Genomic DNA, 25,620 nt, shown 5'->3' with positions numbered 1-25,620 from the left:
GAGCCGGCGGGGATCAGCCGACGGTGCCGATGATGCTCACTTCGCGGTTTTCCGGGATCTCGTTGTACGACAGCACGTGCAGGCCGGGCGCGAACAGGCGGGCATAGCGCGCCAATAACGGACGGATCTGCGGCAGCACCAGCAGCAGCGGCGGCGTGGCCTGCTGCTTCATCTGTTCGCGCGCCACCGGCATGTTGACCTGCAGCTGCGCCAGCAGGTGTGGATCGATGGGATAGTTGTCCAGCACGATCTTGCCGCTCTGGCGCGCCTGGTTCAACGAACCGAGCAGCATGTTCTCCAGGTCTCCGCCCAGGTTGAAGGCCTGCATCTCGGTCTTTTGCCCGAACAGGCCGGTGACGATCTGGCGCCGCAGCGCGCAGCGCACCTCGGCCGCCAGCAGGATCGGGTCCTTGGTGGTCTCGGAACTGTCGACCAGGGTGGTGGCGATCGGCACGATATCCTTCAACGACACGTTTTCCGCCAGCAGCACGCGGAACACACGCAGCATCTGCGTGTGGGTCAGCGCCTTGTCCAGCGAGGCGGCCAGCTTGGGCGACAGCGCCGCCAGCCGGTCCATCAGCGCCGGCACGTCCTCGTGGCGGAACAGCTCCGGCAGGTATTCGCGGATCAGCTTGGACAAGTGGGTGGCGATCGCGCTCGGCGCCTCCACCACCTGGTAGCCCAGCCCCAGCGCGTTGGCCTTCTCGCTGGTCTCGATCCACGTCACCGGCATGCCGTAGGCCGGCTCGATGCCGGGAATGCCGTCGATCTGGCCGTAGATATTGGGCGACGGGATCGCCATCAGGCGGTCGGCGAACACTTCGGCCTGGGCCACCACGCTGCCCGACAACATCACCGAATACTGCGAAGGCTTCAGGCCCAGGTCGTCGCGCACGACGATAGGCGGCAGCAGCAGGCCCATCGCTTCGGACAGGCTCTGGCGCACGCCCTTGACGCGCTTGGTCAGCGGCTCGCCATGGGCCTTGTCGATCAGGCTGACCAGCTTGTAGCCCAGCGCCACCTGCAACTGCTGCACGGCCGGCAGGCTGTGCCAGTCGAGCTCGGGGTTGCGGTCTTCGCGCAGCGCCGCCTCGATGGCGTCGAGGTTGCTGGTTTCGGGCGCCTTGACCTTTTGCAGCAGCCGGTAGCCGACATAGGCCAGCACCAGCGCGAACGGGCCGAACATCTGCCACGGCATGCCCGGCACCATGGCCAGGATCAGCATCATGCCCGAGGCGCTCAGCATCACCTGCGGCGAGGCCAGCACCTGGCCGCCGACCTGCTGTTCGAAGTCGCCGGAGTCGGAGATACGGGTCACCAGGATCGCCGCCGCGGCCGACAGCAGCAGCGCCGGGATCTGCGCCACCAGGCCGTCACCGATGGTCAGCAGCGCGTATTGCTTGAAGGCGTCGCCGAAGGACATGTCCTGCATCAGCGCGCCGATGGCCACGCCGCCGACCATGTTGATGATCAGGATCAGGATGCTGGCGACGGCGTCGCCGCGCACGAACTTGGAGGCGCCGTCCATGGCGCCGTAGAAGTCGGCCTCGGCGGCGACATCCTGGCGCCGCGCCTGGGCTTTTTCCTGGTTGATCAGGCCGGCGTTGAGGTCGGCGTCGATCGCCATCTGCTTGCCCGGCAAGGCGTCCAAGGTGAAGCGCGCCGACACTTCGGAGATCCGCTCCGCGCCCTTGGTCACCACCATGAAGTTGATGATCATCAGGATCACGAACACCACGATGCCGACCACGTAATTGCCGCCGATGACGACCTTGCCGAAGGCTTCGATCACCTGGCCGGCCGCGGCCGTGCCTTCATGGCCGTGCAGCAGCACCACCCGGGTCGAGGCCACGTTCAAGGTCAGGCGCATCATGGTGGTGGCCAGGATCACCGTCGGGAACACCGAGAAGTCCAGCGGCCGGCGGGCCGACACCGACACCAGGATCACGATCAGCGCCAGCACGATGTTGAACGTGAACATCACGTCCAACAGGATAGGCGGCAACGGCAGGATGATCATCGCCAAAATCACCAGCAGGAATGCCGGCGTGGCGAACTTGTGGCGACGCGCTTCTGCGACCAGCCTGTTCAAAAAATTCATGACTTAACAACCTCGCTCATGGATGTGGGGACATCGACTTCTTTTGGATACACCGGCTCGGCGCTGCGCCGTCCGGTACGGAATGCCTTCAACTGCAATATGTAGTTCAACACCTGCGACACCGCCTGGTACAGCTGGACCGGGATCTGCTGGTTGACCTGGCTGGTGTTGTAGATGGCGCGCGCCAGCGGCGCCAGCGGCATCACCTCGATCTTGAACTCGACCGCCAGCTGGCGGATGTACAAGGCCATCTCATCGATGCCCTTGGCGATCACATACGGTGCTTCGGCACGGTTCTGGTCGTACTTGAGCGCCACCGCGTAATGCTCCGGGTTGACGATCACCACGTCGGCGGTGGGCACCGTCTTGCGCGCGCTGCGCCGCGCCATGGCCCGCTGCAGCTGGCGGATGCGGCTCTTCACTTCCGGCCGGCCCTCGCTCGACTTGTGCTCCTCCTTCTGGTCCTGCTTGGACATGCGCTGGTTCTTGGCGAAGAAATACGCCTGCGCCGGCACGTCGACCAAGGCGAAGATGATAAACACTGCGACCAGCGACATCAAGCTGTCGAGCATCAAATTCGAGCCCATCATCATGGCCTGGCCCATCGGCATGTGCTGCAGCTGGGTGTAGCTCTGCACCGTCGAGCGCGCCACATGGACCAGCACCGCGATCAGCACGCCGGCCTTGCCCAGCGAGATCAGGAACTCGATGCCGTGCTTGGCGCCGAACAGCCGCCCCAGGTTGGCCGCCGGGCTCAGGCGTTCCATCTTGAACGCCCAGTGCTTGGTGCTGACCACCCAGCCGCCCGGCACCATCGCCCCCAGCACGATGAAGAACGGCACCACGAACAGCGGCAGCACCATCTTGATCAGCAACCACATCGCCGAGCTGAACACCGTCGACATGGCGTTGTCGATCGCGCCCGAGGAACTGAACGGCGCAAAGCTCTGGTGGAAAATCTCGAGGAACTCGCCCAGGTAGTCGGGCAGCAGGTAGACGAACAGCTTCAGGCTGACCAGGATGCCGATCGCGGTCGACAGGTCGCGCGAACGCACCACCTGCCCTTCCTGGCGCGACTTCTTGAGCTTCTGCTGTGAAGCCTTTTCTGTCTTGTCGGCGCTGTCCTGTTCAGCCATGGACCGCCACCTGCATCTGCTGGCGTATCAGCTCCAGCACCATATTGGTCATCCGCACATAATGCTCGGGGATGAAGCGCACCACCTGCCCCAGCATCATCAGGCCGAATATGGTGATCACGGAAAAACCCAGCGCGAACAGGTTCAGCGCCGGCGCCACCCGGTTCAGCAGGCCGAAGCCCAGCTGCACCACCAGGGTGGAAAACACGATGGGGATGGCCAGCAGCATGGCGGCGGAAAAAATCCAGGCGACGTTGTAGGCGATGGCGTTGATCAGCATCGGGCTGTAGCCGTGGCCCAGCGGCCAGGCCTTGAAGCTCTGGCCGATGACGTTGGTGATCACCAGGTGGCCGTCGATGGCGAAGAAGACCATGATCGACAGCACCGACAGCAGCGCCGACACCACGTCCGACGACTGGCCGTTCATCGGGTCGTTCATCACCGCCATCGAAAAACCCATCTGCGACGACACCAGGTAGCCCAGCACGCCGATCACCGACATGGCGAAGTGGAAGGCCAGGCCCAGCACGAAGCCGATCAGCGCCTGCTCGATGGTCGCCACCACACCGTGCATGGAAAACGGCTCGATCGCATAGGCGCCGGCGGCGGTGGTCAGCGGCAGCATCAGGATGGACAGCACCAGCGCGATCAGGATGCGCACCGTGACCGGCGTGACCGCCTCGCCCAGCACCGGGGCGCCGATGAACATCGCCAGGATGCGGCAGAACGGCCACCACAGCGCGGTGAGCATCGGCAGCAACTGGCTCAGTATCGGTTCCATGACGGGCCAGCTAGCCGACCAGCGTGGCCGCGCGGGTGAAGATCGAGACGCAGAAGTCCATCAGGTAACCGGCCATCCAGCGCCCCATCAGGATGATCGCCAGCAGGGTCACCAGCAGCCTCGGCAGGAAGCTCAGCGTCTGTTCATTGATCTGCGTGGCGGCCTGCACCAGCGCCACCACCAGGCCGGTGATCAGGCCGGGCACGACCAGGATCACCACCAGCAGCATGACGATGTGCAGCGATTCGACCACCAGGTCGACGGCAACTTCGGGAGTCAGCATCGGGTCGCTCCTCAGTACGCCTGCACGCTCGTGACGAGCGTATTGACGGTCAGGGTCCAGCCGTCCACCAGCACAAACAGCAGCAGCTTGAACGGCAAAGAAATCACCAGCGGCGACAACATCATCATGCCCATCGCCATCAGCACCGACGACACCACCAGGTCGATCACCAGGAAGGGAATGAACAGCATGCAGCCGATCTGGAAAGCGGTCTTCAGCTCCGACAGCACGAACGCCGCCAGCTTGACGGTGAAGGCGTGCTGCGACGGTTCGGTGATCTTGTCCTCGCCGGCCAGGTGGGCGATCTGCTGCAGGGCCGCCTTGCTGGTCTGCGCCAGCATGAAGCGCGACACCGGCTTCTCGGCGATCTGCAGCGCGACCTCCAGGCCGATCTTGTCCTGGTCGTAGGGCACGAAGGCTTCGGTCCAGATCTGGTCGCCGATCGGACGCATCACCAGCAAGGTCAGGATCAGCGCCACCCCGGTGATGATGCGGTTGGGCAGGCCCTGCTGCAGGCCCAGCGCCTGGCGCAACAGCGACAGCACGATCACGAAGCGGGTGAAGCTGGTCATCATCATGACCATCACCGGGAGCAAGCCCAGCAAGGTCATGACGATCAGGATCTGGGTCTTGACCGTCAGTTCGGTTTTGGCGCCGGGCACCACGTTGGCCAGCAGGTCGACCGCATGGGCCGGAGCGCAGGCCAGCAGGCCCAGCAACGTCAAGCCCGCGACCGCTGGCAGCAGTCGCCGGCGCCACTGCGGGTTCGGGCTCCAGGTCATGGAGTCATCATGTCGAGATTCAGGCCGTCCAGGTCGATCACTTTGAGGCCGTAGTTTTCGCCCGCCACCACCACTTCGGCGCGGCCGATGGCGGTGCCGTTGACCTTGATCACCAGCGGTTCGCCGGCCAGCACGTCGAGCTCGACCACGCTGTCAGGGCCGATCGCCATCAGTTCCTGCAGCGAGATGCGGGCCGAGCCCACCTCCAGCGTCAGGGTTACCGGGATCTTGCGCATCATGGCCGGCAGGTCGCGGCGCGTCGGCGTGGCCGGCACGTCGGTCAGCTCGGTGCCGACCTGGTCGATAATCATTTCTTCGGACAGGTCTTCCAGCAGGGCGTCGCTAGGGTTGGCTACGTTCATGTTCATCATGTTATTCGGCGTCTTCAAAAGAGGTTAAACAGAGTTTGCCTTTGTGTTCGGTGACGGCGGCCGTGAAGAGACGGGAATCTTCGAGCAGCACGTCCGCTCTGTTCAGGCTGATCGGGATCACGTCGCCGACCTGCAGGTCGTACAGGCTGCCCAGCGGCACTTCCTTGCTGGCCAGGCGGCCGACCAGGCCCACTTGCAGGCGCTGCGCCAGCGGCGCGGCGGGCTGGACCTTCTTGCCGGCGTCGCGGTCGCGCAACAGACCGCGCAGCACATTGGCCATCAGCGTCTTGTCGAGCGCGAACCAGTACTGGCCGGTGGCGCCGCTCTTGATGTCGGCCACGGTGACGGTGATGATCCAGCTGCCCTTGGGCGGATGGGAGCCGGGGGCCGGCTTGAATTCGCTGTCGACCGCCTCCGGCTCGCCCTCGGCCGGGACCGGCTTGTCGAGCACCGGCAGGTTGAGTTCGATGCGGCCGGCCAGCGTGCCGGCCAACTGTTGCCCCAACACCACGGCGAGGCGCTCTTCGGTGGCGGTCACCTTGACCGTGTTCTCGTCCAGCGCGGCAGCGTCCGCCTTGCCGCTGCCGTAGCGGAAGTTCAACACACTGAGCAGCACCTTGCGTTCCAGCGAGAAGGCGATCTGCCCGGCCGGCGCGGCAAAGCTGAGCCAGCGGCCGCGGGTTTCGTTGGCTTCAAGCCGCTCGAACTTGACGTCCTCGACCTGGAAACCACCCCAGTAGCGGCGGTTCATATTCAGCCGCATCGACTGCGCCAGATCGTCGCGCAACTGGGCCGCAAAGAGATGCAGCAGATGCACCGGCCGCCCGAGCAGGCATGGGTCCAGAACTTGAGGTGGCGCGGTCTGTTTTGTCGTTGTCATGTTTTCGCCATATCGGAAATTCCTAGCTACTCCTCCATCATCGCACTATCCAGCCAAAAACTGGTTACTTCCAGCGCACTATTTGGGGAATATTACCTATCGTAACTTAAAGTCATGCGTTGTCGTTAGCACAGGATACATCAAAATTCACATTATTGCCATCCAACAATATTTGACGAAGTAATTCCCGGCGGCAAATAAGTCTTTACAAGAATATTGCTAGCCAGTAAGCTTAACCCGCTTCCCGTCGTCTGACGCTGCTCTGCAACACACTTGAATACATGGCGCTTAGTGAATGATTTATAACGATATTTGCCGCAAGAGAACAGTTCCCGGCAACCGGGAACTGCGTCAGCGCCCCTACCCCCACTGCCGCATCACTAACGCCGCCGCCACAGCGCGGGCCCGGCATTGAGCACCATGCATACGCTGACTTTCTTACAAGACTGTGACATCGCCGTAACATCCGCCGCGAAGTGTCGTTTGATGGAACACAGCGACTTACAGATAAACAACGCGGGGCTTGCTGCTTTCTGGCAATCTGGATATGGTAGACATGTGGGACTAACGTTGCATAAACGGGAGATAGCAAGATGAGTAACGGAATCTCTAACCTGATACAGGCCGACCTCGCGTCGCTCACCAACGCGGCGCAAAACCTGGCCCAGCAAAGCGTGGCGCCCGCCGCGCAATTTGTCGCCGGCGCCGGCGACAGTCAGCCGGCCTTCTCCTTCGCCCAGTCGATGAAGGACGCGGTCCACAAGGTCAACGACGCCGACGCCAATGCCGCGCAGCAAATGTCCGACGTCGACGCCGGCAAGAGCGACGACCTGGTCGGCGCCATGTTGTCCAGCCAGGAAGCCAGCCTGTCCTTCTCGATGTTGATGCAAGTGCGCAACAAAGTGATGGGCGCCGTGGACGAGCTCATCAAATTGCCGCTGTAACAGCGTGCCCAGTTCAACGCGAAAGCCAACAACGTGATCAATTCCATCAAGTCCGCCTTCGAGCGCTGGCGCGCCAGCCCGGTCGCGCTGTCCATGCCACCCAACCTGCTGAAAAACCTGTATCCGCTGCTGCTGCTGGCGATCGGCGTGACGGCCATGGTGCTGATGTATCTGTGGAGCGACCAGTCCGGCTATAAACCGGTGTTTGGCGCGCGCGAAAAAGTCGCCGCGGCCGACATGATGACGGTGCTCGACGCCGACCACATCCCCTACCGTCTGCATCCGGAATCGGGCCAGGTGCTGGTGCCGAACTCGATGCTGGGCAAGGTGCGCATGCTGCTGGCCGCCAAGGGCGTGACCGCGCAGCTGCCGGCCGGCCTGGAGCTGATGGACAAGAACGACCCGCTGGGCGTGTCGCAATTCGTGCAGGACGTGCGCTTCCGGCGCGGCCTGGAAGGCGAGCTGGCGCAATCGATCATGACGCTGGACGCGATCGCCCACGCGCGCGTGCACCTGTCGATCGCCAAGTCGACCTCGTTTGTCTCGTCGGACGGCGAGAAGTCGTCGGCCTCGGTGGTGGTGGCGATGAAGCCCGGCCACACGCTGGCGCCGGAAGCGATCGCCGCCGTGGTCAACATGGTGGCCGGCAGCGTCGCCAGCCTCAGCCCACAACGGGTCAGCCTGGTCGACCAGACCGGCAACCTGCTGTCGTCCCACATCGACCTGGTCGACGGCTTCGACGCCGGCAGCGCCAGCAATGAAAACGGCAAGCGTTACCAGGACGAGGTCAAGGCCAATGTGCGCAACCTGCTGGGCCCGGTGATCGGCGACGACAATTTCCGCATGAGCGTGATGGCCGTGGTCGACAACGACAAGATTGAGGAAACGGTCGAGAAATACGGCGCCGATCCGAAAGTGACCAGCGAGGCGATGCGCGAAGAACAGGACCGCAACCGCGTGGCGCAGGGCGTGCCCGGCACCCTGTCGAACCGTCCGCCGCCGGCCAACGCCAACCCGGCCGACGCCGCCAAGCCGGCCGCCGCCAACGACCCCAACAATCTCGCCGACGGCACCGCGCGCAAGAACGCCACCACCCGCCAGTACGCCTACGACCGCAGCATCACCCAGACCAAGCGCAGCCGCGGCCGGCTTGAAAAGCTGAGCGTGGCCGTGGTGCTGGCGCAGGCGGCCTCGCCGACGCCCAAGACCGGCTGGAGCGCCAACGAAATCGCCAACATCGACAAGATCCTGCGCAACGGCCTGGGCATCAACAGCGAGCGCGGCGACCAACTGGTGGTGTCGGTCATGAACTTCCCGCCGAAAGCGGCGACGCCGCCGTGGTGGCAGGAACGCGACAACGTGGTCGACCTCAGCTCCTACGTGATGTACGGGGTCGGCATCATCCTCGGCTACTTCCTGCTGCTGCGTCCGCTGATGCGCCTGGCCACGGTGCGCTTCACCCCGCCGCCGCAGGAGCTGGCGCGCATCGCCGCCGAACGCCGCGCCGCCGAACAGGCCGCCGTGGTGGCCGCCAAGGAAGCCAAGGAAGCGGCCGCCGCCGCGGCCGGCACGCCGGCGCTCGCCGGCGCCCACGCCCCGGGCACGCCGGGCGCCGCGCCTGCGCTGCCGGGCGCCGCCGCCCAGCCGGGCATGCCGGTGGTGCCGCTGCTGGAAAACTACGATCTGCCGCCGCCAGGCTCGGCGGTCGACGTCATGGTCGACCACCTGAAAGTACTGGCCGCCAAAGAACCGGAACGTGTCGCCGAAGTCGTCAAACAATGGATGCAGAAAAATGGCCGAACTCAATAACCCCCAGGACGAAGATTACGGCGACGCCGTCCGCAACGCCCAGCTGTCGCCGGTGGAACAGGCCGCGATCGTGCTGCTGAGCATAGGCGAGGAACCGGCCGCGGCCGTGTTGCGCTGCCTGTCGCGCGAGGAATTGCTGGAAGTGACCCAGGTCATGTCGCGCATGAGCGGCATCAAGGTCGAGTCCGTCAAGACCGCGATGCAGACCTTCTTCGACGACTACCGCCAGCAGTCCGGCGTGCACGGCGCCTCGCGCAGCTACCTGAAGCGCTCGCTGGACCTGGCGCTCGGCGGCGACCTCGCCAACACGGTGCTCAACAACATCTACGGCGACGAGCTGCGGCCCAAGATGGCGCGCCTGCAATGGGCCTCGCCGAAGTGGCTGGCCGAATACATCTCCAACGAGCACGTGCAGATGCAGGCGGTGTTCCTGGCCTTCCTGCCGGCCGCGCTGGCCGGCCAGATCATCGACGCGCTGCCGGCCGACGGCCGCGACCTGGTGCTCTTGAACCTGGCCCGCCTGGAAGAGATCGACCGCGACCTGCTCGTCGAGCTCGACGAGCTGGTGGTGCGCTGCCTGTCCTCCTTCGATTCGCAGAGCACCAGCGTGGAAGGCATACGCCAGGCCGCCGAGATCCTCAACCGCCTGCCCAGCAACCGCGCGCAGATGGTCGAGCTGCTGCGCGCGCACGACCCGGAAGTGGTGTCCAAGATCGAGCTGTCGATGTACGACTTCTTCATCCTCGGCAACCAGTCCGAGGTGGCGATCACCCGCATCATCGAGGAAGTGCCGCTGGAGCAATGGGCGATCGCGCTCAAGGGCGCCGAAGTGTCGATCCGCGACGCCATCCTCAAGACCATGCCGAAACGCCAGGCCCAGGCCTTCGAGGACATGATGCGCCGCGCCGGCCCGATGCCGCTGTCGCGCATCGAGCAAACCCGTCAGGAAATCATGGCCACCGTCAAGGCGCTGGCCGACGTCGGCGAGATCGAGATCCAGCTGTTCGCCGAGCAGGTGGTCGAATGAAGTCGTTCCGCGCTTACCGCTTTCCGCCGCTGGCGCAGTTCACCAACCTGGCGCACCAGCGCGCGGTGGCGCACAGCCACAGCCAGAGCGGCGACGGCGGCGCCCAGTGGGCCGCCTCGGTCAGCGAGGGCTTTGAACAGGGCCAGCGCGACGGCTACGAGATCGGCCTGGCGCGCGGCCAGGAGGACGGCTTCGAAGCCGGCCGCAGCTCGGGCCAGGAACAGGGCCGGGAAGAAGGCCGCCACGAAACCCTGGTGGCCTACGACCAGATGGCGCGCCCGGTCGACGCCATGCTCAAAAGCCTCAAAAAACTGCGCTCCGACTACCGCGCCGCCCAGCGCAAGGAAGTGGTCGACCTGGTGGCCAAGGTGGCGCGCCAGGTGATCCGCGCCGAACTGGCCTTGCAGCCGGTGCAGCTGATGGCCCTGGTCGAGGAAACGCTGGCGTCGATGCCGCCGACCCGCGAGGAAATCGACGTCTTCCTGAACCCCGAGGAACTCAAGCGCATCGCCGAGCTGGACCCGAAACGTTCCAAACGTTGGAACCTGATCCCGGACGCCCGCCTGGAAGTGGGCGAGTGCCGCATCAAGGCCGGCGACAATGAAGTTGATGCTGGATGTCATCAACGTCTTGCGGCTGTCATGGAACAGGTCGATAATCAACTTCAAGCTGCCGACGGCGGCGATGAACCGGAGATCGAAGAGTGATCGCTGACGCCTTACGCAATCTCGAACTGGGTTCCGTGCCCATGGCGACCCCGACCGGTCGCCTGGTGGGGGCGTCCGGTTTGCTGCTTGAGGCCGTCGGTTGTCCCTTGCACACCGGCCAGCGTTGCCAGATTGAGACAGTCAACGGCGAATGGCTGGACGCGCAAGTGGTCGGTTTCCGCGACAAACTGTCGTTCCTGATGCCGTTCAAGAAGGCCATCGGCCTGACCACCGGCGCCCGCGTGCTGCCCTCCCCCGAAAAAGTCAGCATGCAGATCGGCTCCGGCTGGCTGGGCCGCATGGTCAACGGCCTGGGCGAGCCGATCGACGGCCTGGGCAAGCTGTCCGGCGACTTCCCGCTCGAACCGCTGCCGCCGCGCATCCATCCATTGAAGAAAAAGCCGGTGACCGAGGCGCTGGACGTGGGCGTGCGCGCCATCAACGCCATGCTGACCCTGGGCAAGGGCCAGCGGGTCGGCCTGATGGCCGGCTCCGGCGTCGGCAAGTCCGTGCTGCTGGGCATCATGACGCGCCAGACCGTGGCCGACGTGGTGGTGGTCGGCCTGATCGGCGAGCGCTCGCGCGAGGTGCGCGAATTCGTCGAAATGTCGCTCGGCAAGGACGGCCTGGCCAAGGCCGTGCTGGTGATCGCCCCGGCCGACGAAAGCCCGCTGATGCGCATCATGGCCACCGAGCTGTGCCACTCGATCGCCGCCCACTACCGCGACCAGGGCAAGAACGTGCTGCTGCTGGTCGATTCGCTGACCCGCTACGCGATGGCGCTGCGCGAAGTGGCGCTGGCGCTGGGCGAGCCGCCGGCCACCAAGGGCTATCCGCCGTCGGTGTTCTCGGCGCTGCCGCAGCTGATCGAATCGGCCGGCAACGGCGAAAACCAGACCGGCAGCATGAGCGCGATCTACACCGTGCTGGCCGAGGGCGACGACCAGCAGGACCCGGTGGTCGACACCGCCCGCGCCGTGCTCGACGGCCACATCGTCATGACCCGCGAGCTGGCCGACCGCGGCCACTATCCGGCGATCGACATCGCCTCCTCGATCAGCCGCTGCATGAGCCAGGTCATCACCCACGAACACCTGATGGCGGCCCGCGCGCTCAAGGCCAGCATGGCGCGCCACGACCGCGTGCGCGACCTGATCCCGCTGGGCGCCTATGTGCCGGGCGCCGATCCGGTCACCGACAAGGCGGTGCAGCTGCACCCCAGGGTCGAAGATTTCCTGTGCCAGGGTACCAAGGAAGAGGCGCCCTTCGCACCGTGCATCAACCAACTTGAAAAGCTGATGACATGAGCCACCACAACATCCGTAACCTGACCACGCTCGTGGCCCTGCGCAACACCGAGGTGGAGCGCCTGCAGACCGAGCTGGCGGAAAAGGAAAGTTTGCGTGAACGTTATCAAAAAAACCTGGAGCGCCTGACCGGGCTCTACACCAACAGCGGCCCCAGCGGCAATCTGCACCCCGCTCTGGCCGGCAACTGCGGCGACTACAAGCAGGCCGTGATGCAGATGGCCGACAGCCACCGGCTCGACCTGCACATGCACGAGGCCGACATGGCGCTGTCGCAGCAGCAGCTCAACGCCGCCTGGGCCAAGCGCGAGGTGCTGGGCAAGGTGCTGGTCAAGCAGCAAAAAGTGGTGCTGGCCCAGCAAAATGTGCAGGAACGCAAGCAACATGATGAATTGGCAACCCAACTCTGGATGCGCGGCCAGAAATAAACGTGGCGCGCCGCGCGGGACGAAAAATTAGTTAAGAATATTTTCATAGGGAAACGATTAAGGTCGCCTTATATCAGGGTACACTCAATCATCCTTCCAGGAGCAACGATCATGGCAGTCATCAGCAGTCCCGTCTACGACCCGCAAACCACGGCCGAGAAACTGGCGAACGCGTATGTCGCGCCGACCAAGTCCATCCTGGATGCGCGCGCCGCCAAGGCCACCGCCACCGTCAGCGCGCTGGGCACGCTGAGCAGCGCGCTGAGCGCCTTCCAGTCCTCGCTGCAGGGGCTGACCACCAGCACCAGCGGTGTCGCCGCCAACGCCGCCACCAGCAGCAACACCACGATCGCCACCGGCACCGCCAACGCCAACGCGGCGGCCGGCACCTACTCGTTCTACGTTGAGCAGCTGGCCACCGCCGGCCAGGTGTCGTACAACGTCAGCGACAGCGCCGCCACCAGCGCCGGTTCCTTGAAGGTGATGCTGGCCGACGGCTCCAACTTCCAGGTCGACCTGGCCAGCGCCGACAGCAATATGGACGGCAAGCTGTCGGCCAAGGAAATCGCTGCCGCGATCAATGTCGCCGCCACCAATAATTCGCGCGTCACCGCCTCCACCCTGACGGTCAACGGCCAGCCCAAGCTGGTGCTGACCGCCACCCAGACCGGCGCCGACAACGCGGTGGCCTCGCTCGACGTCAGCGGCCTGGGCGATCCCGCCCTGCAGTCGGACCTGTCGACGCAGAAAGTCGAGACCCTGGCCAAGGACGCGATCGTCTGGATGGGCGACCAGAACACCGGCACCAAGGTCACCCAGGCCTCCAACACCTTCAGCACCATCGACAACGTCAAGTTCACCGTCAAGCAGGCGCAGCTGGCCGGCGCCACGCCGGTGCAGCTGACCGTGGGCCCCGACAGCAGCGCCACCACCGCCAACGTGCAGAGTTTTGTCGACGCCTACAACAAGCTGCTGGGCGTGTTCAATACCTTGACCGCGCCGGGCAACCACAGCGCCACCTCGACCACCGACAGCACGCCGCAGTCGCCCGACGCCGCGCTGTACAACGATTCCGGCGTGGCCGCGCTGCGCGCCACCCTGGGCGCGACGCTGCGCAACGCCACCGGCGGCCGCTCGCTGATCAGCTTTGGCATCACCGCCGCCCGCGACGGCAGCCTGACCCTGGACAGCACCCGGCTGCAGAAAACCATCGCCGCCGACCCCGGCAAGATCGACGCCCTGTTCGGCCGCGCCGGCCTGGGCGTCAACAGCGGCGTGCTCGGCTCGATGAACAAGCTGCTGACCACCTGGACCAATTCCGCCACCGGCCTGATCGGCAGCCGCAAGACCGCCATCACCCGCGTGCAGGATGACGTCGCCAAACGCCAGGTCGCCGTGCAGAGCCAGTTCGACAACGCCTACAAACGCTATCTGGCGCAGTTCAGCGCGCTCCAGCAGCTGCAATCATCGATGACCAGCACCTCCGACATGTTTACGGCGATGTTCTCCAATAGCAACAACTAAGCATTTAACGATTACAACCCGTACGGTGAACCCCATGTTGAACCACGAAGCCTATAGCAGTTATCACTCCACCAATCTGGACGCCCAGGTCAGCCGGGCGTCGCCGATCGAACTGGTGCTGGTGCTGACCGACGGCTTGCTCGAAGAGCTGGCGCGCGCGCGCGGCCACATCGTCGGCAAGCGCTACGAGCTCAAGGCCAACAGCCTGAACAAGTGCACCGACATCATCAACGGCCTGGCCAGCTCGCTGGACTTCGAGCACGGCGGCGAAGTGGTGGAAAACCTCGGCCGCCTGTACGACTACTGCGCCGGCCGCCTGTACACCGCCGGCGTCAGCCTGGACCCGGCCATCATCGACGAAGTGACGACCTTGCTCACCACCATCAAAAAGGGCTGGCTGGGCGTACAGGCCAAAAATGGATAGGCAACGCACGTTGTTGCAAATGGCGCAAAAGATGAGCGCCGCCCTCGCCGTCCAGGACTGGAAGCTGCTGGCGGCGTTGAACACCCTGATGACCACCGCCTTGCCGCAGATGGCGGCCCAGGGCACATGGAGCAGCAGCGAACGGGCCGCCCTGTCGGCCTTGCGTCAGGTACACGAAGAAGCAGTGCGCGCATGCAACGCCGCCACCGAGGACCTCGCGCGGCGGCTGCATGAAATGCAAGCCAACAAAGAAGGCTGGCTGGCCTATGCGCTAGACAGCGAACAGTTAGAAACCGGAATCCAAGCATGACCATGACCACCTCCAGCGCTACCGCCTCGGCCAAAGCCGCGAAAGCCGAACTGACCGCTCCGGTCGCCACCAATCATGGCGGCCGCGATAGCATGCCGACGCCTGCGCCCAGCCATCACGCCGTCAACAACGGCGGCCGGGTTCCATCCAAGTCGGCTCCGCCGACCGGCAACATCAAGCCCCAGCTGGCCAGCAATCAGGCCAAGCCGGCGCCGACCAGGCCAACCCCGGCGCCCCGCAGCGCCACGCCAGCCAGCCAGAACGACCCGGTCAGCCATCCGGGCCGCGACCAGGCCGAGCCGGCCACCGATGAAGCCCAGTCCGGCGCGCCGCTGTTTGCCCAGTTGCTGCAACTGGCCGACCCGCTGCTGCTCGGCCAGCAACCCGGCGATACCGACAGTGGCGCCGACGGTGCCGCCGATGGCGACGCCGTCGCCGCTGACACGGCCGTCACCGCCGCCTCCGCCAACGCCAACGCCGCCACCCTGGTGCCAGCCATGTTCAACGCACTGCAAGCTGCGCCGGCCGCGGGCGCCGCTAGCGCCGCCCCGGTGCGTAGCGACGCCGTCGGCGCCACCGCGACGCTGAACAGCGCAGTCACCCGTTTGAACCTGTCGGCCGCCGGCGTCGCTGTCACCGCCGCCCCGGCTCCGCCGCCGAGCGACAACGGCGCCGCCGCCGCCACCGCCGCGCCTGCCCCGGCCCCGGCTGCGGTCGGCGCGATCCCGGCCGGCACCCCGCAAACCATCTACGCCATGGCCAATAGCGCCGCGCTGGACGCGCAAGTCCAGCAGCCCGCGCCGGGCGCGTCGGCTTCGGCCCCGGCCCCGGTCCCGGTCAGCGCGATGCCGGTCAGCACAGTTCCGCTCGCCACGCCGCAAAACCTCTACGCCATGGCCAACAGCGCGGCACTCGGCGCGCAGGTCCAGCAGCGCCTGGCGGATGCGCCCACCCCGACGGCCAGTTCCGCGCCTGCCGCCGCCGGCGCCGCCTACACGCCGGCCGTGCCGCGCGTGGCGCCGAGCAGCGCCGAGGTCGCCGCCGCAGCCGCACCCGACCTCGACAACGCGACCGCCAGCGTGGCCGCCGGCGCCAAGGACGACAGCCTTCCCCGCAGCAGCGCGCCAGCCCCGGCCCCGGTCGGCAGCAGCGTCAGCTTCAGCCAGAACAGCCAGCCAGCCATGCCGGCCGCCGCCGCCGTGGTCAAGCTGGCGGGTGCGCCGGACCAGTGGCAACAGCCGCTGCGCGACGCGCTGGGCGACCGCCTGCAAGTACAGCTGCAACGCAATAACGACCACGCCGTGATCCGCCTGGAACCGCCGAACATGGGCAGCATCGAGATCTCGATCCGCCACAGCGCCGGCTCGCTGCAGGTCAACCTGAGCGCCAACCACAGCGAGGTGCTGCGCCAGCTCAACGCCATCGGCGACAGCGTGCGCCAGGACTTGTCGACCCGCCAGTTCGCCGACGTCTCGGTGACGGTGTCGTCGTCGCGCGCCCAGGCCCAGGCCGACAGCGGCGGACGCAACGGCCAGCAGCGCGAGCAGGAAGAAGGCCGCACGCCGGGCCGCGCCCTGTCGGACGACGAAACCACCACCTTTGCCATGACGTCCGAGCGGGAGTAATCAGTAGATGAAGAACATGAAAATGATCATAGCGCTGGTGCTGGTGGCCGTAGTCGGCGCAGCAGTGGCCGGCGGCGCAGTCTGGTACATGTCGAAAGGCAAAGAAGAGCCGGCGGCCGAGAGCAAGCCGGCCAAGGCGTCCAAGAAGGAAGTCAAGGACGACAAGTCGGCGCCGAAGTACCTGACGGTGGATAAAGTGGTCATCATGCTCAAGCGCCAGCCCGGCGACACGCTGAGCCATTACATGTCGGCCGACCTGGTGATCACCACCACCGAGAAGAAAGAGAAGGAAGCCAAGGAACAATTGCCGATGTTGCGCAGCGTGGCGGTGCGCACGCTGTCCAACCTGCCGATGGCCACCGCGCAAGTGATGACCATCGACCAGTTCGCAGCCGAACTGAACAAGGCTTTCGAGGCCACCTACGAGCATGAGGGCCGGGAAAAGCCCTTTTCCGAAGTCATGATCGGCAAGCTGATCATTGAGTAGGCTGCAACCGGCATGGCAAGCATGAAGACGAGTGGTGCGACCAGTGGAGCGGGCATGGCCTATATAGAGCAATATGCGGACGCTTATGCCGAAAGTTATGGCGAAGCCGGCGGCACGCCGGTGGCGCACAGCGTGGCCGACGAGCAAAAACACCTGCTGTCGTACGCGCCCCTGGTCAAGCGCATCGTACGCCAGCTCAATTCGCAGATCGCCGGCGCCATCGACCGCGACGACATGGAGCAGATCGGCCTGATGGGTCTGCTCGAAGCGCTGCGCCGCTACGGCCAACCCGACGGCGCCTTCGGCAGCTACGCCAGCCTGCGGGTGCGCGGCGCCATCCTCGACGAGCTGCGGCGCCAGGACTGGCGCCCGCGCGCGGTGCGCCAGCAAAGCCACAAGCTGCGCGACGGCGTGCGCGCCCTGACCCGCAGCCTGGGGCACGAACCGAGCGACCAGGAAATCATGAGCGCCCTGAACCTGACCTCGGAAGCCTACCAGGCTTACCAGATGGACGAGAACGCCGAGCTGATCGCCAGCTTCGACGAAGTGCTGCAAGAGAGCGTCAGCAACGACAGCGCCCCCAGCCCGGAAGACCAGCTGATGATCAGGCGCAGCCTGGAACAGGCGCTGCGCGGGCTCGACGAGCGCGAGCAGCGGGTGGTGCAGATGTATTACGAATTCGAACTCAGCTACAAAGAAATCGCCGCCGTGCTGGACCTGACCGACGCCCGCGTCTGTCAGCTCAACAAGGCGGCGCTGGGCAAGATGAAGGCAGTATTGCAAAGCGCCTGATCCAGAACGGGCGCAGGGCAAGATTAGAAAAATGACGCGGAAAGGCGAATCATCATGCAGCAAATAGTCGGCATACTCATAGTTTTAGGCAGCGTCTTCGGTGGCTTCTTCATGATGGGCGGCGCCTTCCATCAGATCTGGCAACCGATCGAGCTGATCGTCATCGCCGGCGCCGGGCTCGGCGCGCTGGTGATCGGCAATCCGTCGCATGTGCTCAAGGAGACCATGACCCAGATCAAGAAGATCGTGTTCCGCAAGAAATACGACTCCGAATTCCAGCGCCAGTTGCTGCTGCTGATGTACGAACTGCTGCAGCTGGCGGCCGGCGGCCTGAAGGCGCTGGACGCCCACGTCGAAGCGCCCAAGGACAGCCCGCTGTTCCAGCGCTACCCGCGGGTGCTGGAAGAACCCAAGCTGCTCGCCTTCATCGTCGACAACTTCCGTCTGATGGCGATGGGCAAGATCAACTCGCACGAGCTCGAAGGCGTGCTGGAGCAGGAACTGGAAGCCATCCACGAAGAGCTGAACCAGCCGGCCAAGTCGCTGGCCAAGATCGGCGAGGCGATGCCGGGCTTCGGGATTCTGGCCGCGGTGCTGGGCATCGTGATCACCATGAACACCGTCAGCGAAGGCGCGACCTCGGGCGAGATCGCCGAACACGTCGGCGCCGCCATGGTCGGCACCTTCATCGGCATCTTCTTCTGCTACGGCATCCTGGACCCGATTTCCAACATGATGAAGCAGCTGGTCAACCAGGAAGCGTCGAACAAGGAGTGCGTAAAAGTGGTGCTGGTGACCCACGTGGCCGGCAAGCCGCCGCTGCTGGCGATCGACGCCGGCCGCCGCCTGGTGCCGCTCAACATCAAGCCGAGCTTCGCCCAGCTGGAACGCTGGATCAACGACCTCGAGGGACGCGACAGCGCCCCGGCCGAAGACAGCTCGCGCAGAGGAGGCCGCGGTGCTAAAGTCGCATGACAAGGGCCATGAGCAAACCATCGTCAAGCGCGGCGGTGGCAAGCACAAGCACGAGGACCACGGCGGCGCCTGGAAGGTGGCGTTCGCCGACTTCTGCCTGGCGCTGATGTGCTTGTTCCTGGTGCTGTGGCTGATGGCGGCGCGTAACTTCGAATCGCTGGAACAGATCCTGACCGAGGCCGACGGCGCCAAGACCGACCAGGGCAAGGGCGTCATGCCCGAGCAGGTGGGCGGCCCGCGCGGCAGCCTGATCGACCGTTTCCCGATGCCGCACACCGGCAGCACCGAGGAGCCGGGCGACGCCAAGGCCAAGGGCGAGGCCCACACCAAGGTCACCGGCGATTCGCAGCCCGTGGTCGAGGAGGCCAAGGTCAAGTACGACAGCCCGAGCGACCTGGCGGCCCTGTCCAAGGCGCTGACCAAGATGAGCGCCGAGGCCGGCCTGACCGCCAACCTGGAATCGGTGATCACGCCCTACGGCTTGCGCGTGATGCTGCACGACACCGACCGCCAGGGCATGTTTGTGCGCGGCTCGGCCGTGCCGACCGACAAGTTCCGCGCCCTGCTGCGCAAGATGGGCCCGCTGTTCCGGCAGATGGAAAACCAGATGCTGATCGTCGGCCACACCGATTCGCTGCAATACGCCGACCGCAGCTACGCCGCCTTCTCCAACTGGACCTTGTCGGCCAACCGCGCGATGTCGGCCCGCTCGCAGCTGCTGGCCGGCACCATGAACCCGGAATCGGTGCTGCAGGTGGTCGGCATGGCCGACCGCGCGCCGCTCGACATCAAGCGCGCCGACGCCGGCGTCAACCGCCGCATCGAGTTGCTGATTTTAACCACGGCCCAGGCCAAGTCGATCGCCACCATGTTCGGCATGCCGGAAGGCAGCAACGCGCTGACCGAGGACATCGACACCGCCTTGCCGGACGCCACCCTGCTGGAAAAACTGCGCGCCAAGCTGGGCGGCGACAGCCCGGTGCGCGACCCGCGCCACAAGAAATAAGACGCACACAGTATGGAAACCAAGCCAAGCAGAGGCACACGTATGAGAATCTCGACAGGAAGTCCCGACGGCGTCGCCGTCCAGCGGGTGGCGGAAGCGGCCCCGGCGGAAGCGGCCGAGGCCGTCGTCGCGCCGGCGCCGCAGGCGCCGCTGCAATCGGCGGTGATGCAGCCGGCCTTGCAGGCGATGCGCGAGATGCCGGAAATCGACCAGGAAAAAGTCGACATGCTGCGCGACGCGCTGGCCAAGGGCGAGCTGCCGTTCGACGCCGCCAAGCTGGCCGGCCTGGTCCAGCGCTTCCACGGGAGCGAGAAGTGAGCACAGTGAACCCGGCCGGCGCCCCGCCGGCCAGCCGCCAGGACGCCATGCGCTTGCTGCTGGCCGGCATCGCCGACGATCTGCTGGCCTATCAAGCGTTGCGCGGCCTGCTGGAACAGCAATTCGACGCCGCCGTGCGCCACCAGGGGCCGCAGCTGGCCGCGGTGGCCGAGGCGATTTCCACCCTGGTCGACCTGATGCAGGAGCGCCGCACGCAGCGCGTGGCGCTGGTACAACGTTTATTGGGGCCAACATCGACCATGTTGCAGGCATTTGCCTTGCTGAAAAATGCGGCACGGGAGAGAATGGAAGCTGACTGGGCAACCTTGGAACAGATGGTGATCGAATGCAAGCGTCTGGGCAAGCGCAATAGCGACTTGCTGGTAGAACAGTACAGCATCATGCAGCGCGTGCTGCATGGCGAGGAGCAGATTTATGCACCAGCTTGACCGGATGCAATCGACCGCACCGACCGCAGCAACCGTCTCGAACATGACCGCCAGCCGCCCCACCGCGGCGCTGGGCGGTGTTGCGTCGTCCGGGGGCTTCGCCGCCACCTTCCAGCAAGTCCAGCACGACGTCAGCGCCTTCATCGCGCAGGGCGGCGGCTTCAGCGCCGCGCCCTCCTCGTCCGCTTCCGGCGCGGGCAGCACGCCGGCCATGAACCTGCAAGCGATGGCGCTGCGCCACCAGGGCGCCGGCGCGATCGCCGGCGGCGCCGACAGCGAGATCCAGCAGCAATTCCTGGCCTCGATCAAACCCTGGGCCGAGGAAACCGCTGGCAAGCTGGGCGTGTCGCCCGACGTGGTGGCCGCGCACGCGGCGCTGGAATCGGGCTGGGGCCGCAATCCGCTGCGCCAGGGCGGCGCCGACAGCAACAACCTGTTCGGCCTGAAGGCCGGCGGCAGCTGGCAGGGCGCGGTCGCGGCCGCCAGCACCAGCGAATTCGAACACGGCGCCATGCTCAGGAAGGTGGAACGCTTCCGCAGCTATCCGGACACCGCCAGCGCCTTCCGCGACTATGCTGACATGTTGACCACCAATCCGCGCTACCAGGGCGCGCTCAACACCGGCAGCGACGCCCGCGCCTTCGCGCAGGGCCTGGCGCAAGGCGGCTATGCCACCGACCCCAACTACGCTGACAAACTCAGCAAACTGGCCGCGCAGTTGCAACGCGGCGCCAGCACCATCACTGCGTCGGGGAATTAGTGGACACGGGCATATCGACAGGTTCCACCGTCGCCGCGCCCGTCACCCTGGCACGGATCACGGTCCCGTTGGCGTTGCGCACCCGCACCAGCGTGCCGCGGGCGCCGCTGTCGAGCGCCTCGCCCGCCATGCTGACTTCGATCTGGTCGCGCTTGGCCACGATGCGCACCGCGTCGTTGCGCTTGACCAAGGTTGGCGCGCTCAGCAAAGCCATGCGCAACACCTCGCCGCTGCGCAGCGCGCGCCGCCCGCTCATGCCCACCACTTCCTGCGGATCGGACACGCTGTCGGCCAGGCCGGAGATGTCGTGGCGCTCCAGCAACACGTCGTCGTCGGCCAATACTTTCCCTGATGGCACATCGCTTGCCATCACAGCAATGCGCGCCGAGACCTGGGCGCGCACCACGAACTCGTATCGCCAGCCTTCGGCGCCGGCGCAGACGGCGGCGAAACGCATGCGGCTGGGCAGCCGCGTATCGAGCGCTTCGACCGTCACAGCCTGTCTGCATGCGGCCAGCGGCCGGCTGCCGCGCACCACGGTCAATTCGAATTTCGGCTCCACCAGGCCGCTGCTGTCGGCCCAGCGCTGCACATGGGCGCGCGCGGCCGCCTCCACCGCCTGCGGCACCTGTTCGGCGGCGGTCGGACCGGGGGCGGAAAAAGCCGTAGAAAATGAAGTGCAAAACAGCAACATTGCACTCAAAGCGGTTACAATACTTTTGTTGAACATGGGCAATACCTCTACTATGATGCCGGGAGCCGGAACGCCTCAGGTGCATGCCGCACCCGGGCGCCATTCTACCCCGGCGCCAGCGGTTTTCACTCATGCAACATCGTTTTACAGCAATGCTTACACAGGGGAAGAACATGGCGATTAATTTCAAAGACGCGGTGGGCCTGCATGCCGACGCGCTGCACCTGCGGGCCGAGCGCACCCGCATCCTGGCCTCCAACATCGCCAATGAAAACACGCCCGGCTTCCAGGCGCGCGACATGGACTTCGGCGCCACCTTGGCCAACGCCCAGGCCGAGGCCAGCGGCGACATCGGCGGCGACGAAGACAGCGCCATGATGTACCGCGTGCCCTTCCACCCCACCCGCGACGGCAACACGGTCGAGATCGGCGTCGAGCAGGCGGCGTTCTCGCAGAACGCCTCGGACTTCCAGACCAGCCTGACCTTCGTCAACATGAGCCTCAAGGGCTTGGCCAAAGCCATCAACGGCCAATAAGGAGCGCGAGATGTCGTTCAAGAATATTTCAGAGATCGCCGGTTCGGCGATGGCCGCCCAGTCGGTGCGCCTCAATACCATCGCCAGCAACCTGGCCAACGCCGATTCCGTGGCCGGCACCGAGGCCGACACCTACCGCGCCCGCAAGCCGGTGTTTGCCGCCGTCATGGGCGACAGCATCGGCGACATGGGCAGCGTCGGCGGCAAGGTGCAGGTGCTGGACGTGGTCGAATCGAGCGAGCCGCTGCGCAAGGTCTACGAACCGGGCCACCCGATGGCCAACGCCGACGGCATGGTGTTCTACCCCAACGTCAACCAGGTGGCCGAGATGACCGACATGATGTCGGCCTCGCGCGCCTTCGAGACCAATGTCGAAGTACTGGGCCGCATCCGCACGATGCAGCAATCCCTCCTCAAACTCGGTGAAGGTTAAGCCATGACAGTCAGTCTCCTCAACAACGGCAGCAGCGGCGCGGCCGCCGGCACCGGCACCAACATCACCGGCAACAGCGCCAGCGCGACCTCGGACATGTTCACCAAGCTGCTGGTGGCGCAGATCAAGAACCAGGATCCGCTGTCGCCGACCGATCCGGCCCAGTTCGTCCAGCAGCTGACCCAGCTGTCGCAGACCGAATCGCTGCAGAACCTGTCGAGCCTGACCAGTTCCAACGCCAGCGTGCTGCAAAGCATGCAGGTGCTGGCCCTGGGCGCCCAGGTCGGCTCCGACGTCATGGCCGAGACCGGCACGCTGACGACCGACGGCGCCACCAAGGTCAGCGGCCAGATGACGCTGGCCGCCTCCAGCACCACCACCCGCGTGGTGCTGACCGGCAGCAACGGCAGCAAGCACACCGTCAACCTCGGCACGACCGCGGCCGGCACGGTGCCGTTCGCCATCGACCCGGCCGCGCTGGGCCTGCCCGCCGGCAGCTACAGCATGACGGTCGAGACCAGCACCAAGGAAAACCCGCCGATCGACCTGCAGGGGCGCCTGAACAGCGTACGGCTGGCCGCCAGCGGCAGCGTCGTCCTCAATATCGGCAACATCGGCGAAGTCGCACCGACCGCCATCACCGCTTTCAACGGTAAATCCACCGCTTCCGCCACTCAATCTAGTCTCTAAGAAAGGACTCCATCATGAGTTTCGATATCGCATTGTCTGGCATCCAGGCCATTAACGAAGCGCTGGACGTCACCAGCCACAACATCGCCAACGCCGGCACCTACGGCTACAAATCGTCGCGCGCCAACTTCTCGGCGCTGGTGGCGGGCAACCAGCTGACCGGCGTCAACATTGGTTCGACCACCCAGAACATCGGCCTGTCGGGCGGCGTCCTCAACACCGGCCGCACCCTGGACGCCTCGATCAACGGCGCCGGCTTCTTCATGGTCAAGGACAGCAGCAACACCATCAACTACACCCGGGTGGGCATCTTCAACACCTCCAAGGACGGCTTCCTGACCGACGCCTCCGGCCGCAAGGTGCAGGGCGCGACCATCGTGCCGCCGAGCACCCAGCCGGGCGCCCAGGGCGACATCTCGATCCCGACCGGCCAGATCCCGGCCGTGGTCAGCGACAAGGTCAACTACATCGGCAACCTGTCGGCCGACTGGCCGGTGACCGCCTTCCCCACCGCCGTCACACCGACCACGCCGCCCGACCCGTCCACCTTCAGCATGTCCAAGGCCACCGTGATCTACGATACGCTGGGCGGCCAGCACACGCTGACCCAGTATTTCGGCGCCACCGCGCCCGGCGCGATCGCGGTCAACTACGTGCTGGACGGCAACCTGGTCGGCACCGACGCCTTGGCGTTCGACCCGACCACCGGCCAGATGACCACCCCGCTTCCCGATCCGCTGACCACCAACGGCTCGCTGCAGCTGAATCTGAGCGCGCTCGACACCACCACCACCCCGGCCGACTGGCCGGCCTTCAGCAGCGGCGCCAAGATGGCGCCGACCCCGATCAACATCAACTACACCGGCACCACCTACTTCGCCGGCGAGGCGACCACCTCGACCAACAGCGCCAACGGCTACGCCTCCGGCACCTTCGCCGGCGTCGACCTGGCCAAGGACGGTTCGGTGATCGCCAAGTACAGCAACGGCCAGAAGCAGCCGGTCGGCAAGCTGACCCTGGCCACCTTCCCGGACGAGGGCGCGCTGACCCAGGTCGACGACACCAGCTGGGTGCAGTCGCTCGGCTCCGGCACGCCGCTGGTCAACTTCGCCGGCGTCGGCATGACCGGTTCGCTCAACACCAGCTCGCTGGAACAGTCGAACGTGGACATCACCTCGGAACTGGTCGGCCTGATGACGTCGCAACGCAACTACCAGGCGAACTCCAAGGTCATCCAGACCGAGAGCCAGATGATGCAATCGCTGATGCAAGCGCTGTAAGGACAAGCTGACCCATGGATGCGCTGATCTACACCGCCATGAGCGGGGCCGAACGGGCCCTGCGTGGCCAGCAGGTACACGCCAACAATCTGGCGAACATCGAAACCGGCGGCTTCCGCGCCAATATGGAGCTGTCGTCGGCGCAAACCGTCAACGGCTACGGCTACGCCGACCGCCACATGTCGCAACTGCAGGCGAACGCGGTGTCGACCCGCCAGGGCACGCTCAAGGCCACCGGCCGCGAGCTCGACGTCGCCATCGACGGCAACGGCTTCTTCGCGGTGCAGGGACCGACCGGCGAGGCCTACACCCGCGCCGGCGCCATGACGCTCGATGAAACCGGCACGCTGAAAATCAACGGCAACGTGGTGCTGGGCGAAGGCGGCCCGATCTCGCTGCCCGAGTACAGCAAGATCGCGGTCGGCGCCGACGGCACGGTGTCGATCCAGAGCCCCGGCACCACCACCATGCAGACCATCGACAAGCTCAAGCTGGTCAAGGCCGAGGCCTCGGAACTGACCAAGAACGAGGCCGGCCTGCTGGTGGCGCGCAGCGGCCAGCCGCTGGCCACCGACGCCACCGTGGTGGTCAAGCCCGGCCACCTGGAGGGCAGCAATGTCTCGGCGGTGGAGGAAATGGTCGCCACCATGAGCTTGAACCGCACCTTTGAAATCCAGATGAAATTGTTCAAGGCCAGCGATTCGATGGCCGAAACCGGTAACCGCCTGGTCGGCGGCTGAGCAGGTCCACGTTAGTCATCT

Annotated in this window: 30 protein-coding genes; 22 read left to right on the top strand and 8 right to left on the bottom strand. The window is 65.4% G+C overall.

What is annotated here, in order from left to right:
• Positions 1 to 13 precede the first annotated feature (13 nt).
• Genes AC07OK_RS19130 through AC07OK_RS19100 form a run of 7 tightly spaced genes read right to left on the bottom strand, consistent with a single transcriptional unit; the run spans position 14 to position 6,334 of the window.
• Positions 14 to 2,101: a flagellar biosynthesis protein FlhA gene (locus AC07OK_RS19130; protein WP_494691786.1), complete on the bottom strand. Its 2,088-nt coding sequence runs from the start codon at positions 2,099 to 2,101 to the stop codon at positions 14 to 16.
• Positions 2,098 to 3,237 carry an EscU/YscU/HrcU family type III secretion system export apparatus switch protein gene (locus AC07OK_RS19125; RefSeq protein WP_494691785.1) on the bottom strand — a complete coding sequence of 380 codons (1,140 nt, stop codon included), beginning with the start codon at positions 3,235 to 3,237 and terminating at the stop codon, positions 2,098 to 2,100. The genes AC07OK_RS19130 and AC07OK_RS19125 overlap by 4 nt, the downstream gene beginning before the upstream one ends.
• Complete coding sequence (gene fliR / locus AC07OK_RS19120) at positions 3,230 to 4,018, bottom strand: flagellar biosynthetic protein FliR (RefSeq protein ID WP_494691784.1); 789 nt, start codon at positions 4,016 to 4,018, stop codon at positions 3,230 to 3,232. Before fliR ends, AC07OK_RS19125 begins: the two co-directional genes overlap by 8 nt.
• A 10-nt stretch (positions 4,019 to 4,028) precedes the next feature.
• Entirely contained in the window at positions 4,029 to 4,301 is a 273-nt protein-coding gene (gene fliQ / locus AC07OK_RS19115) for a flagellar biosynthesis protein FliQ (RefSeq protein ID WP_008449457.1), read from the bottom strand.
• A gap of 11 nt (positions 4,302 to 4,312) precedes the next feature.
• Positions 4,313 to 5,083 carry a flagellar type III secretion system pore protein FliP gene (gene fliP, locus AC07OK_RS19110; protein ID WP_494691783.1) on the bottom strand — a complete coding sequence of 257 codons (771 nt, stop codon included), beginning with the start codon at positions 5,081 to 5,083 and terminating at the stop codon, positions 4,313 to 4,315.
• Complete coding sequence (locus tag AC07OK_RS19105; protein ID WP_492932434.1) at positions 5,080 to 5,451, bottom strand: FliM/FliN family flagellar motor switch protein; 372 nt, start codon at positions 5,449 to 5,451, stop codon at positions 5,080 to 5,082. The genes fliP and AC07OK_RS19105 overlap by 4 nt, the downstream gene beginning before the upstream one ends.
• 4 nt (positions 5,452 to 5,455) lie before the next feature.
• Positions 5,456 to 6,334, bottom strand: a complete 879-nt coding sequence (locus tag AC07OK_RS19100) for a FliM/FliN family flagellar motor switch protein (protein ID WP_494691782.1) — start codon at positions 6,332 to 6,334, stop codon at positions 5,456 to 5,458.
• A gap of 593 nt (positions 6,335 to 6,927) precedes the next feature.
• Between AC07OK_RS19100 and fliE the strand changes: the two genes are divergently transcribed.
• The 17 genes from fliE (at position 6,928) to AC07OK_RS19015 (ending at position 21,226) form a co-directional block, all read left to right on the top strand.
• A complete protein-coding gene (gene fliE, locus AC07OK_RS19095; protein WP_494691781.1) occupies positions 6,928 to 7,278 on the top strand; it encodes a flagellar hook-basal body complex protein FliE in 351 nt (116 codons plus the stop codon).
• Between the two features lie 33 nt (positions 7,279 to 7,311).
• A complete protein-coding gene (gene fliF / locus AC07OK_RS19090; RefSeq protein WP_494691780.1) occupies positions 7,312 to 9,087 on the top strand; it encodes a flagellar basal-body MS-ring/collar protein FliF in 1,776 nt (591 codons plus the stop codon).
• The gene (locus AC07OK_RS19085; RefSeq protein WP_217940309.1) at positions 9,071 to 10,114 is read left to right on the top strand and encodes a flagellar motor switch protein FliG; all 1,044 of its coding nucleotides are present in this window, start codon (positions 9,071 to 9,073) and stop codon (positions 10,112 to 10,114) included. Before fliF ends, AC07OK_RS19085 begins: the two co-directional genes overlap by 17 nt.
• Positions 10,111 to 10,821: a flagellar assembly protein FliH gene (fliH, locus tag AC07OK_RS19080; RefSeq protein WP_494691779.1), complete on the top strand. Its 711-nt coding sequence runs from the start codon at positions 10,111 to 10,113 to the stop codon at positions 10,819 to 10,821. Before AC07OK_RS19085 ends, fliH begins: the two co-directional genes overlap by 4 nt.
• Positions 10,818 to 12,128, top strand: a complete 1,311-nt coding sequence (fliI, locus tag AC07OK_RS19075) for a flagellar protein export ATPase FliI (protein WP_494691778.1) — start codon at positions 10,818 to 10,820, stop codon at positions 12,126 to 12,128. Before fliH ends, fliI begins: the two co-directional genes overlap by 4 nt.
• Positions 12,125 to 12,556 carry a flagellar FliJ family protein gene (locus tag AC07OK_RS19070; protein WP_116988558.1) on the top strand — a complete coding sequence of 144 codons (432 nt, stop codon included), beginning with the start codon at positions 12,125 to 12,127 and terminating at the stop codon, positions 12,554 to 12,556. The genes fliI and AC07OK_RS19070 overlap by 4 nt, the downstream gene beginning before the upstream one ends.
• A gap of 111 nt (positions 12,557 to 12,667) precedes the next feature.
• Positions 12,668 to 14,080, top strand: coding sequence for a flagellar filament capping protein FliD (gene fliD / locus AC07OK_RS19065; RefSeq protein ID WP_494691777.1), 1,413 nt, complete (start codon positions 12,668 to 12,670; stop codon positions 14,078 to 14,080).
• Positions 14,081 to 14,114: 34 nt separating this feature from the next.
• Complete coding sequence (gene fliS, locus AC07OK_RS19060) at positions 14,115 to 14,504, top strand: flagellar export chaperone FliS (protein ID WP_494691776.1); 390 nt, start codon at positions 14,115 to 14,117, stop codon at positions 14,502 to 14,504.
• A 31-nt stretch (positions 14,505 to 14,535) separates the two neighbouring features.
• Complete coding sequence (locus AC07OK_RS19055; RefSeq protein ID WP_494691775.1) at positions 14,536 to 14,814, top strand: hypothetical protein; 279 nt, start codon at positions 14,536 to 14,538, stop codon at positions 14,812 to 14,814.
• Entirely contained in the window at positions 14,811 to 16,439 is a 1,629-nt protein-coding gene (locus AC07OK_RS19050) for a flagellar hook-length control protein FliK (protein ID WP_494691774.1), read from the top strand. The genes AC07OK_RS19055 and AC07OK_RS19050 overlap by 4 nt, the downstream gene beginning before the upstream one ends.
• A gap of 7 nt (positions 16,440 to 16,446) precedes the next feature.
• Positions 16,447 to 16,926, top strand: a complete 480-nt coding sequence (locus tag AC07OK_RS19045; RefSeq protein WP_494691773.1) for a flagellar basal body-associated FliL family protein — start codon at positions 16,447 to 16,449, stop codon at positions 16,924 to 16,926.
• Positions 16,927 to 16,980: 54 nt separating this feature from the next.
• Positions 16,981 to 17,718, top strand: a complete 738-nt coding sequence (locus tag AC07OK_RS19040; RefSeq protein WP_494691772.1) for a FliA/WhiG family RNA polymerase sigma factor — start codon at positions 16,981 to 16,983, stop codon at positions 17,716 to 17,718.
• Positions 17,719 to 17,772: 54 nt separating this feature from the next.
• Positions 17,773 to 18,693: a flagellar motor stator protein MotA gene (gene motA / locus AC07OK_RS19035; protein WP_217940318.1), complete on the top strand. Its 921-nt coding sequence runs from the start codon at positions 17,773 to 17,775 to the stop codon at positions 18,691 to 18,693.
• On the top strand, positions 18,677 to 19,699 hold the full coding sequence (locus AC07OK_RS19030) for a flagellar motor protein MotB (RefSeq protein WP_494691771.1): 1,023 nt from the start codon (positions 18,677 to 18,679) through the stop codon (positions 19,697 to 19,699). Before motA ends, AC07OK_RS19030 begins: the two co-directional genes overlap by 17 nt.
• Before the next feature lie 42 nt (positions 19,700 to 19,741).
• Complete coding sequence (gene flgM / locus AC07OK_RS19025; protein WP_494691770.1) at positions 19,742 to 20,017, top strand: flagellar biosynthesis anti-sigma factor FlgM; 276 nt, start codon at positions 19,742 to 19,744, stop codon at positions 20,015 to 20,017.
• Positions 20,014 to 20,466, top strand: a complete 453-nt coding sequence (gene flgN / locus AC07OK_RS19020; RefSeq protein ID WP_494691769.1) for a flagellar export chaperone FlgN — start codon at positions 20,014 to 20,016, stop codon at positions 20,464 to 20,466. Before flgM ends, flgN begins: the two co-directional genes overlap by 4 nt.
• On the top strand, positions 20,453 to 21,226 hold the full coding sequence (locus tag AC07OK_RS19015) for a glycoside hydrolase family 73 protein (protein WP_494691768.1): 774 nt from the start codon (positions 20,453 to 20,455) through the stop codon (positions 21,224 to 21,226). Before flgN ends, AC07OK_RS19015 begins: the two co-directional genes overlap by 14 nt.
• On the opposite strand, the gene flgA is transcribed toward AC07OK_RS19015, so the two are convergent.
• Positions 21,207 to 21,920, bottom strand: coding sequence for a flagellar basal body P-ring formation chaperone FlgA (gene flgA / locus AC07OK_RS19010; RefSeq protein ID WP_494691767.1), 714 nt, complete (start codon positions 21,918 to 21,920; stop codon positions 21,207 to 21,209). The genes AC07OK_RS19015 and flgA overlap by 20 nt on opposite strands.
• A 173-nt stretch (positions 21,921 to 22,093) precedes the next feature.
• Here flgA and flgB point away from each other — a divergent pair, with 173 nt between their 5' ends.
• The 5 genes from flgB to flgF are packed head-to-tail and all read left to right on the top strand — an operon-like array spanning position 22,094 to position 25,599.
• Entirely contained in the window at positions 22,094 to 22,456 is a 363-nt protein-coding gene (gene flgB, locus AC07OK_RS19005; protein WP_217940322.1) for a flagellar basal body rod protein FlgB, read from the top strand.
• 10 nt (positions 22,457 to 22,466) lie between these two features.
• The gene (gene flgC / locus AC07OK_RS19000; RefSeq protein WP_494691766.1) at positions 22,467 to 22,889 is read left to right on the top strand and encodes a flagellar basal body rod protein FlgC; all 423 of its coding nucleotides are present in this window, start codon (positions 22,467 to 22,469) and stop codon (positions 22,887 to 22,889) included.
• A 3-nt stretch (positions 22,890 to 22,892) separates the two neighbouring features.
• A complete protein-coding gene (locus AC07OK_RS18995) occupies positions 22,893 to 23,579 on the top strand; it encodes a flagellar hook capping FlgD N-terminal domain-containing protein (RefSeq protein WP_494691765.1) in 687 nt (228 codons plus the stop codon).
• Positions 23,580 to 23,593: 14 nt separating this feature from the next.
• Entirely contained in the window at positions 23,594 to 24,859 is a 1,266-nt protein-coding gene (locus AC07OK_RS18990; RefSeq protein WP_494691764.1) for a flagellar hook protein FlgE, read from the top strand.
• A 14-nt stretch (positions 24,860 to 24,873) separates the two neighbouring features.
• A complete protein-coding gene (gene flgF, locus AC07OK_RS18985) occupies positions 24,874 to 25,599 on the top strand; it encodes a flagellar basal-body rod protein FlgF (RefSeq protein WP_494691763.1) in 726 nt (241 codons plus the stop codon).
• The last annotated feature ends 21 nt before the right edge of the window (positions 25,600 to 25,620 follow it).

It is taken from the genome of Duganella sp. GW821-FHT07G03 (assembly GCF_059418605.1).
This window is presented reverse-complemented; position numbering and strand designations above follow the sequence as displayed.

Coding starts and splice junctions, on each gene's coding strand:
- AC07OK_RS19130 (WP_494691786.1), bottom strand. CDS start 2,101: ATGAATTTTTTGAACAGGCTGGTCGCAGAAGCGCGTCGCCACAAGTTC.
- AC07OK_RS19125 (WP_494691785.1), bottom strand. CDS start 3,237: ATGGCTGAACAGGACAGCGCCGACAAGACAGAAAAGGCTTCACAGCAG.
- fliR (WP_494691784.1), bottom strand. CDS start 4,018: ATGGAACCGATACTGAGCCAGTTGCTGCCGATGCTCACCGCGCTGTGG.
- fliQ (WP_008449457.1), bottom strand. CDS start 4,301: ATGCTGACTCCCGAAGTTGCCGTCGACCTGGTGGTCGAATCGCTGCAC.
- fliP (WP_494691783.1), bottom strand. CDS start 5,083: ATGACCTGGAGCCCGAACCCGCAGTGGCGCCGGCGACTGCTGCCAGCG.
- AC07OK_RS19105 (WP_492932434.1), bottom strand. CDS start 5,451: ATGAACATGAACGTAGCCAACCCTAGCGACGCCCTGCTGGAAGACCTG.
- AC07OK_RS19100 (WP_494691782.1), bottom strand. CDS start 6,334: ATGACAACGACAAAACAGACCGCGCCACCTCAAGTTCTGGACCCATGC.
- fliE (WP_494691781.1), top strand. CDS start 6,928: ATGAGTAACGGAATCTCTAACCTGATACAGGCCGACCTCGCGTCGCTC.
- AC07OK_RS19085 (WP_217940309.1), top strand. CDS start 9,071: ATGGCCGAACTCAATAACCCCCAGGACGAAGATTACGGCGACGCCGTC.
- fliH (WP_494691779.1), top strand. CDS start 10,111: ATGAAGTCGTTCCGCGCTTACCGCTTTCCGCCGCTGGCGCAGTTCACC.
- AC07OK_RS19070 (WP_116988558.1), top strand. CDS start 12,125: ATGAGCCACCACAACATCCGTAACCTGACCACGCTCGTGGCCCTGCGC.
- fliD (WP_494691777.1), top strand. CDS start 12,668: ATGGCAGTCATCAGCAGTCCCGTCTACGACCCGCAAACCACGGCCGAG.
- fliS (WP_494691776.1), top strand. CDS start 14,115: ATGTTGAACCACGAAGCCTATAGCAGTTATCACTCCACCAATCTGGAC.
- AC07OK_RS19055 (WP_494691775.1), top strand. CDS start 14,536: ATGAGCGCCGCCCTCGCCGTCCAGGACTGGAAGCTGCTGGCGGCGTTG.
- AC07OK_RS19050 (WP_494691774.1), top strand. CDS start 14,811: ATGACCATGACCACCTCCAGCGCTACCGCCTCGGCCAAAGCCGCGAAA.
- AC07OK_RS19045 (WP_494691773.1), top strand. CDS start 16,447: ATGAAGAACATGAAAATGATCATAGCGCTGGTGCTGGTGGCCGTAGTC.
- AC07OK_RS19040 (WP_494691772.1), top strand. CDS start 16,981: ATGGCCTATATAGAGCAATATGCGGACGCTTATGCCGAAAGTTATGGC.
- motA (WP_217940318.1), top strand. CDS start 17,773: ATGCAGCAAATAGTCGGCATACTCATAGTTTTAGGCAGCGTCTTCGGT.
- flgM (WP_494691770.1), top strand. CDS start 19,742: ATGAGAATCTCGACAGGAAGTCCCGACGGCGTCGCCGTCCAGCGGGTG.
- AC07OK_RS19015 (WP_494691768.1), top strand. CDS start 20,453: ATGCACCAGCTTGACCGGATGCAATCGACCGCACCGACCGCAGCAACC.
- flgA (WP_494691767.1), bottom strand. CDS start 21,920: ATGTTGCTGTTTTGCACTTCATTTTCTACGGCTTTTTCCGCCCCCGGT.
- flgB (WP_217940322.1), top strand. CDS start 22,094: ATGGCGATTAATTTCAAAGACGCGGTGGGCCTGCATGCCGACGCGCTG.
- flgC (WP_494691766.1), top strand. CDS start 22,467: ATGTCGTTCAAGAATATTTCAGAGATCGCCGGTTCGGCGATGGCCGCC.
- AC07OK_RS18995 (WP_494691765.1), top strand. CDS start 22,893: ATGACAGTCAGTCTCCTCAACAACGGCAGCAGCGGCGCGGCCGCCGGC.
- AC07OK_RS18990 (WP_494691764.1), top strand. CDS start 23,594: ATGAGTTTCGATATCGCATTGTCTGGCATCCAGGCCATTAACGAAGCG.
- flgF (WP_494691763.1), top strand. CDS start 24,874: ATGGATGCGCTGATCTACACCGCCATGAGCGGGGCCGAACGGGCCCTG.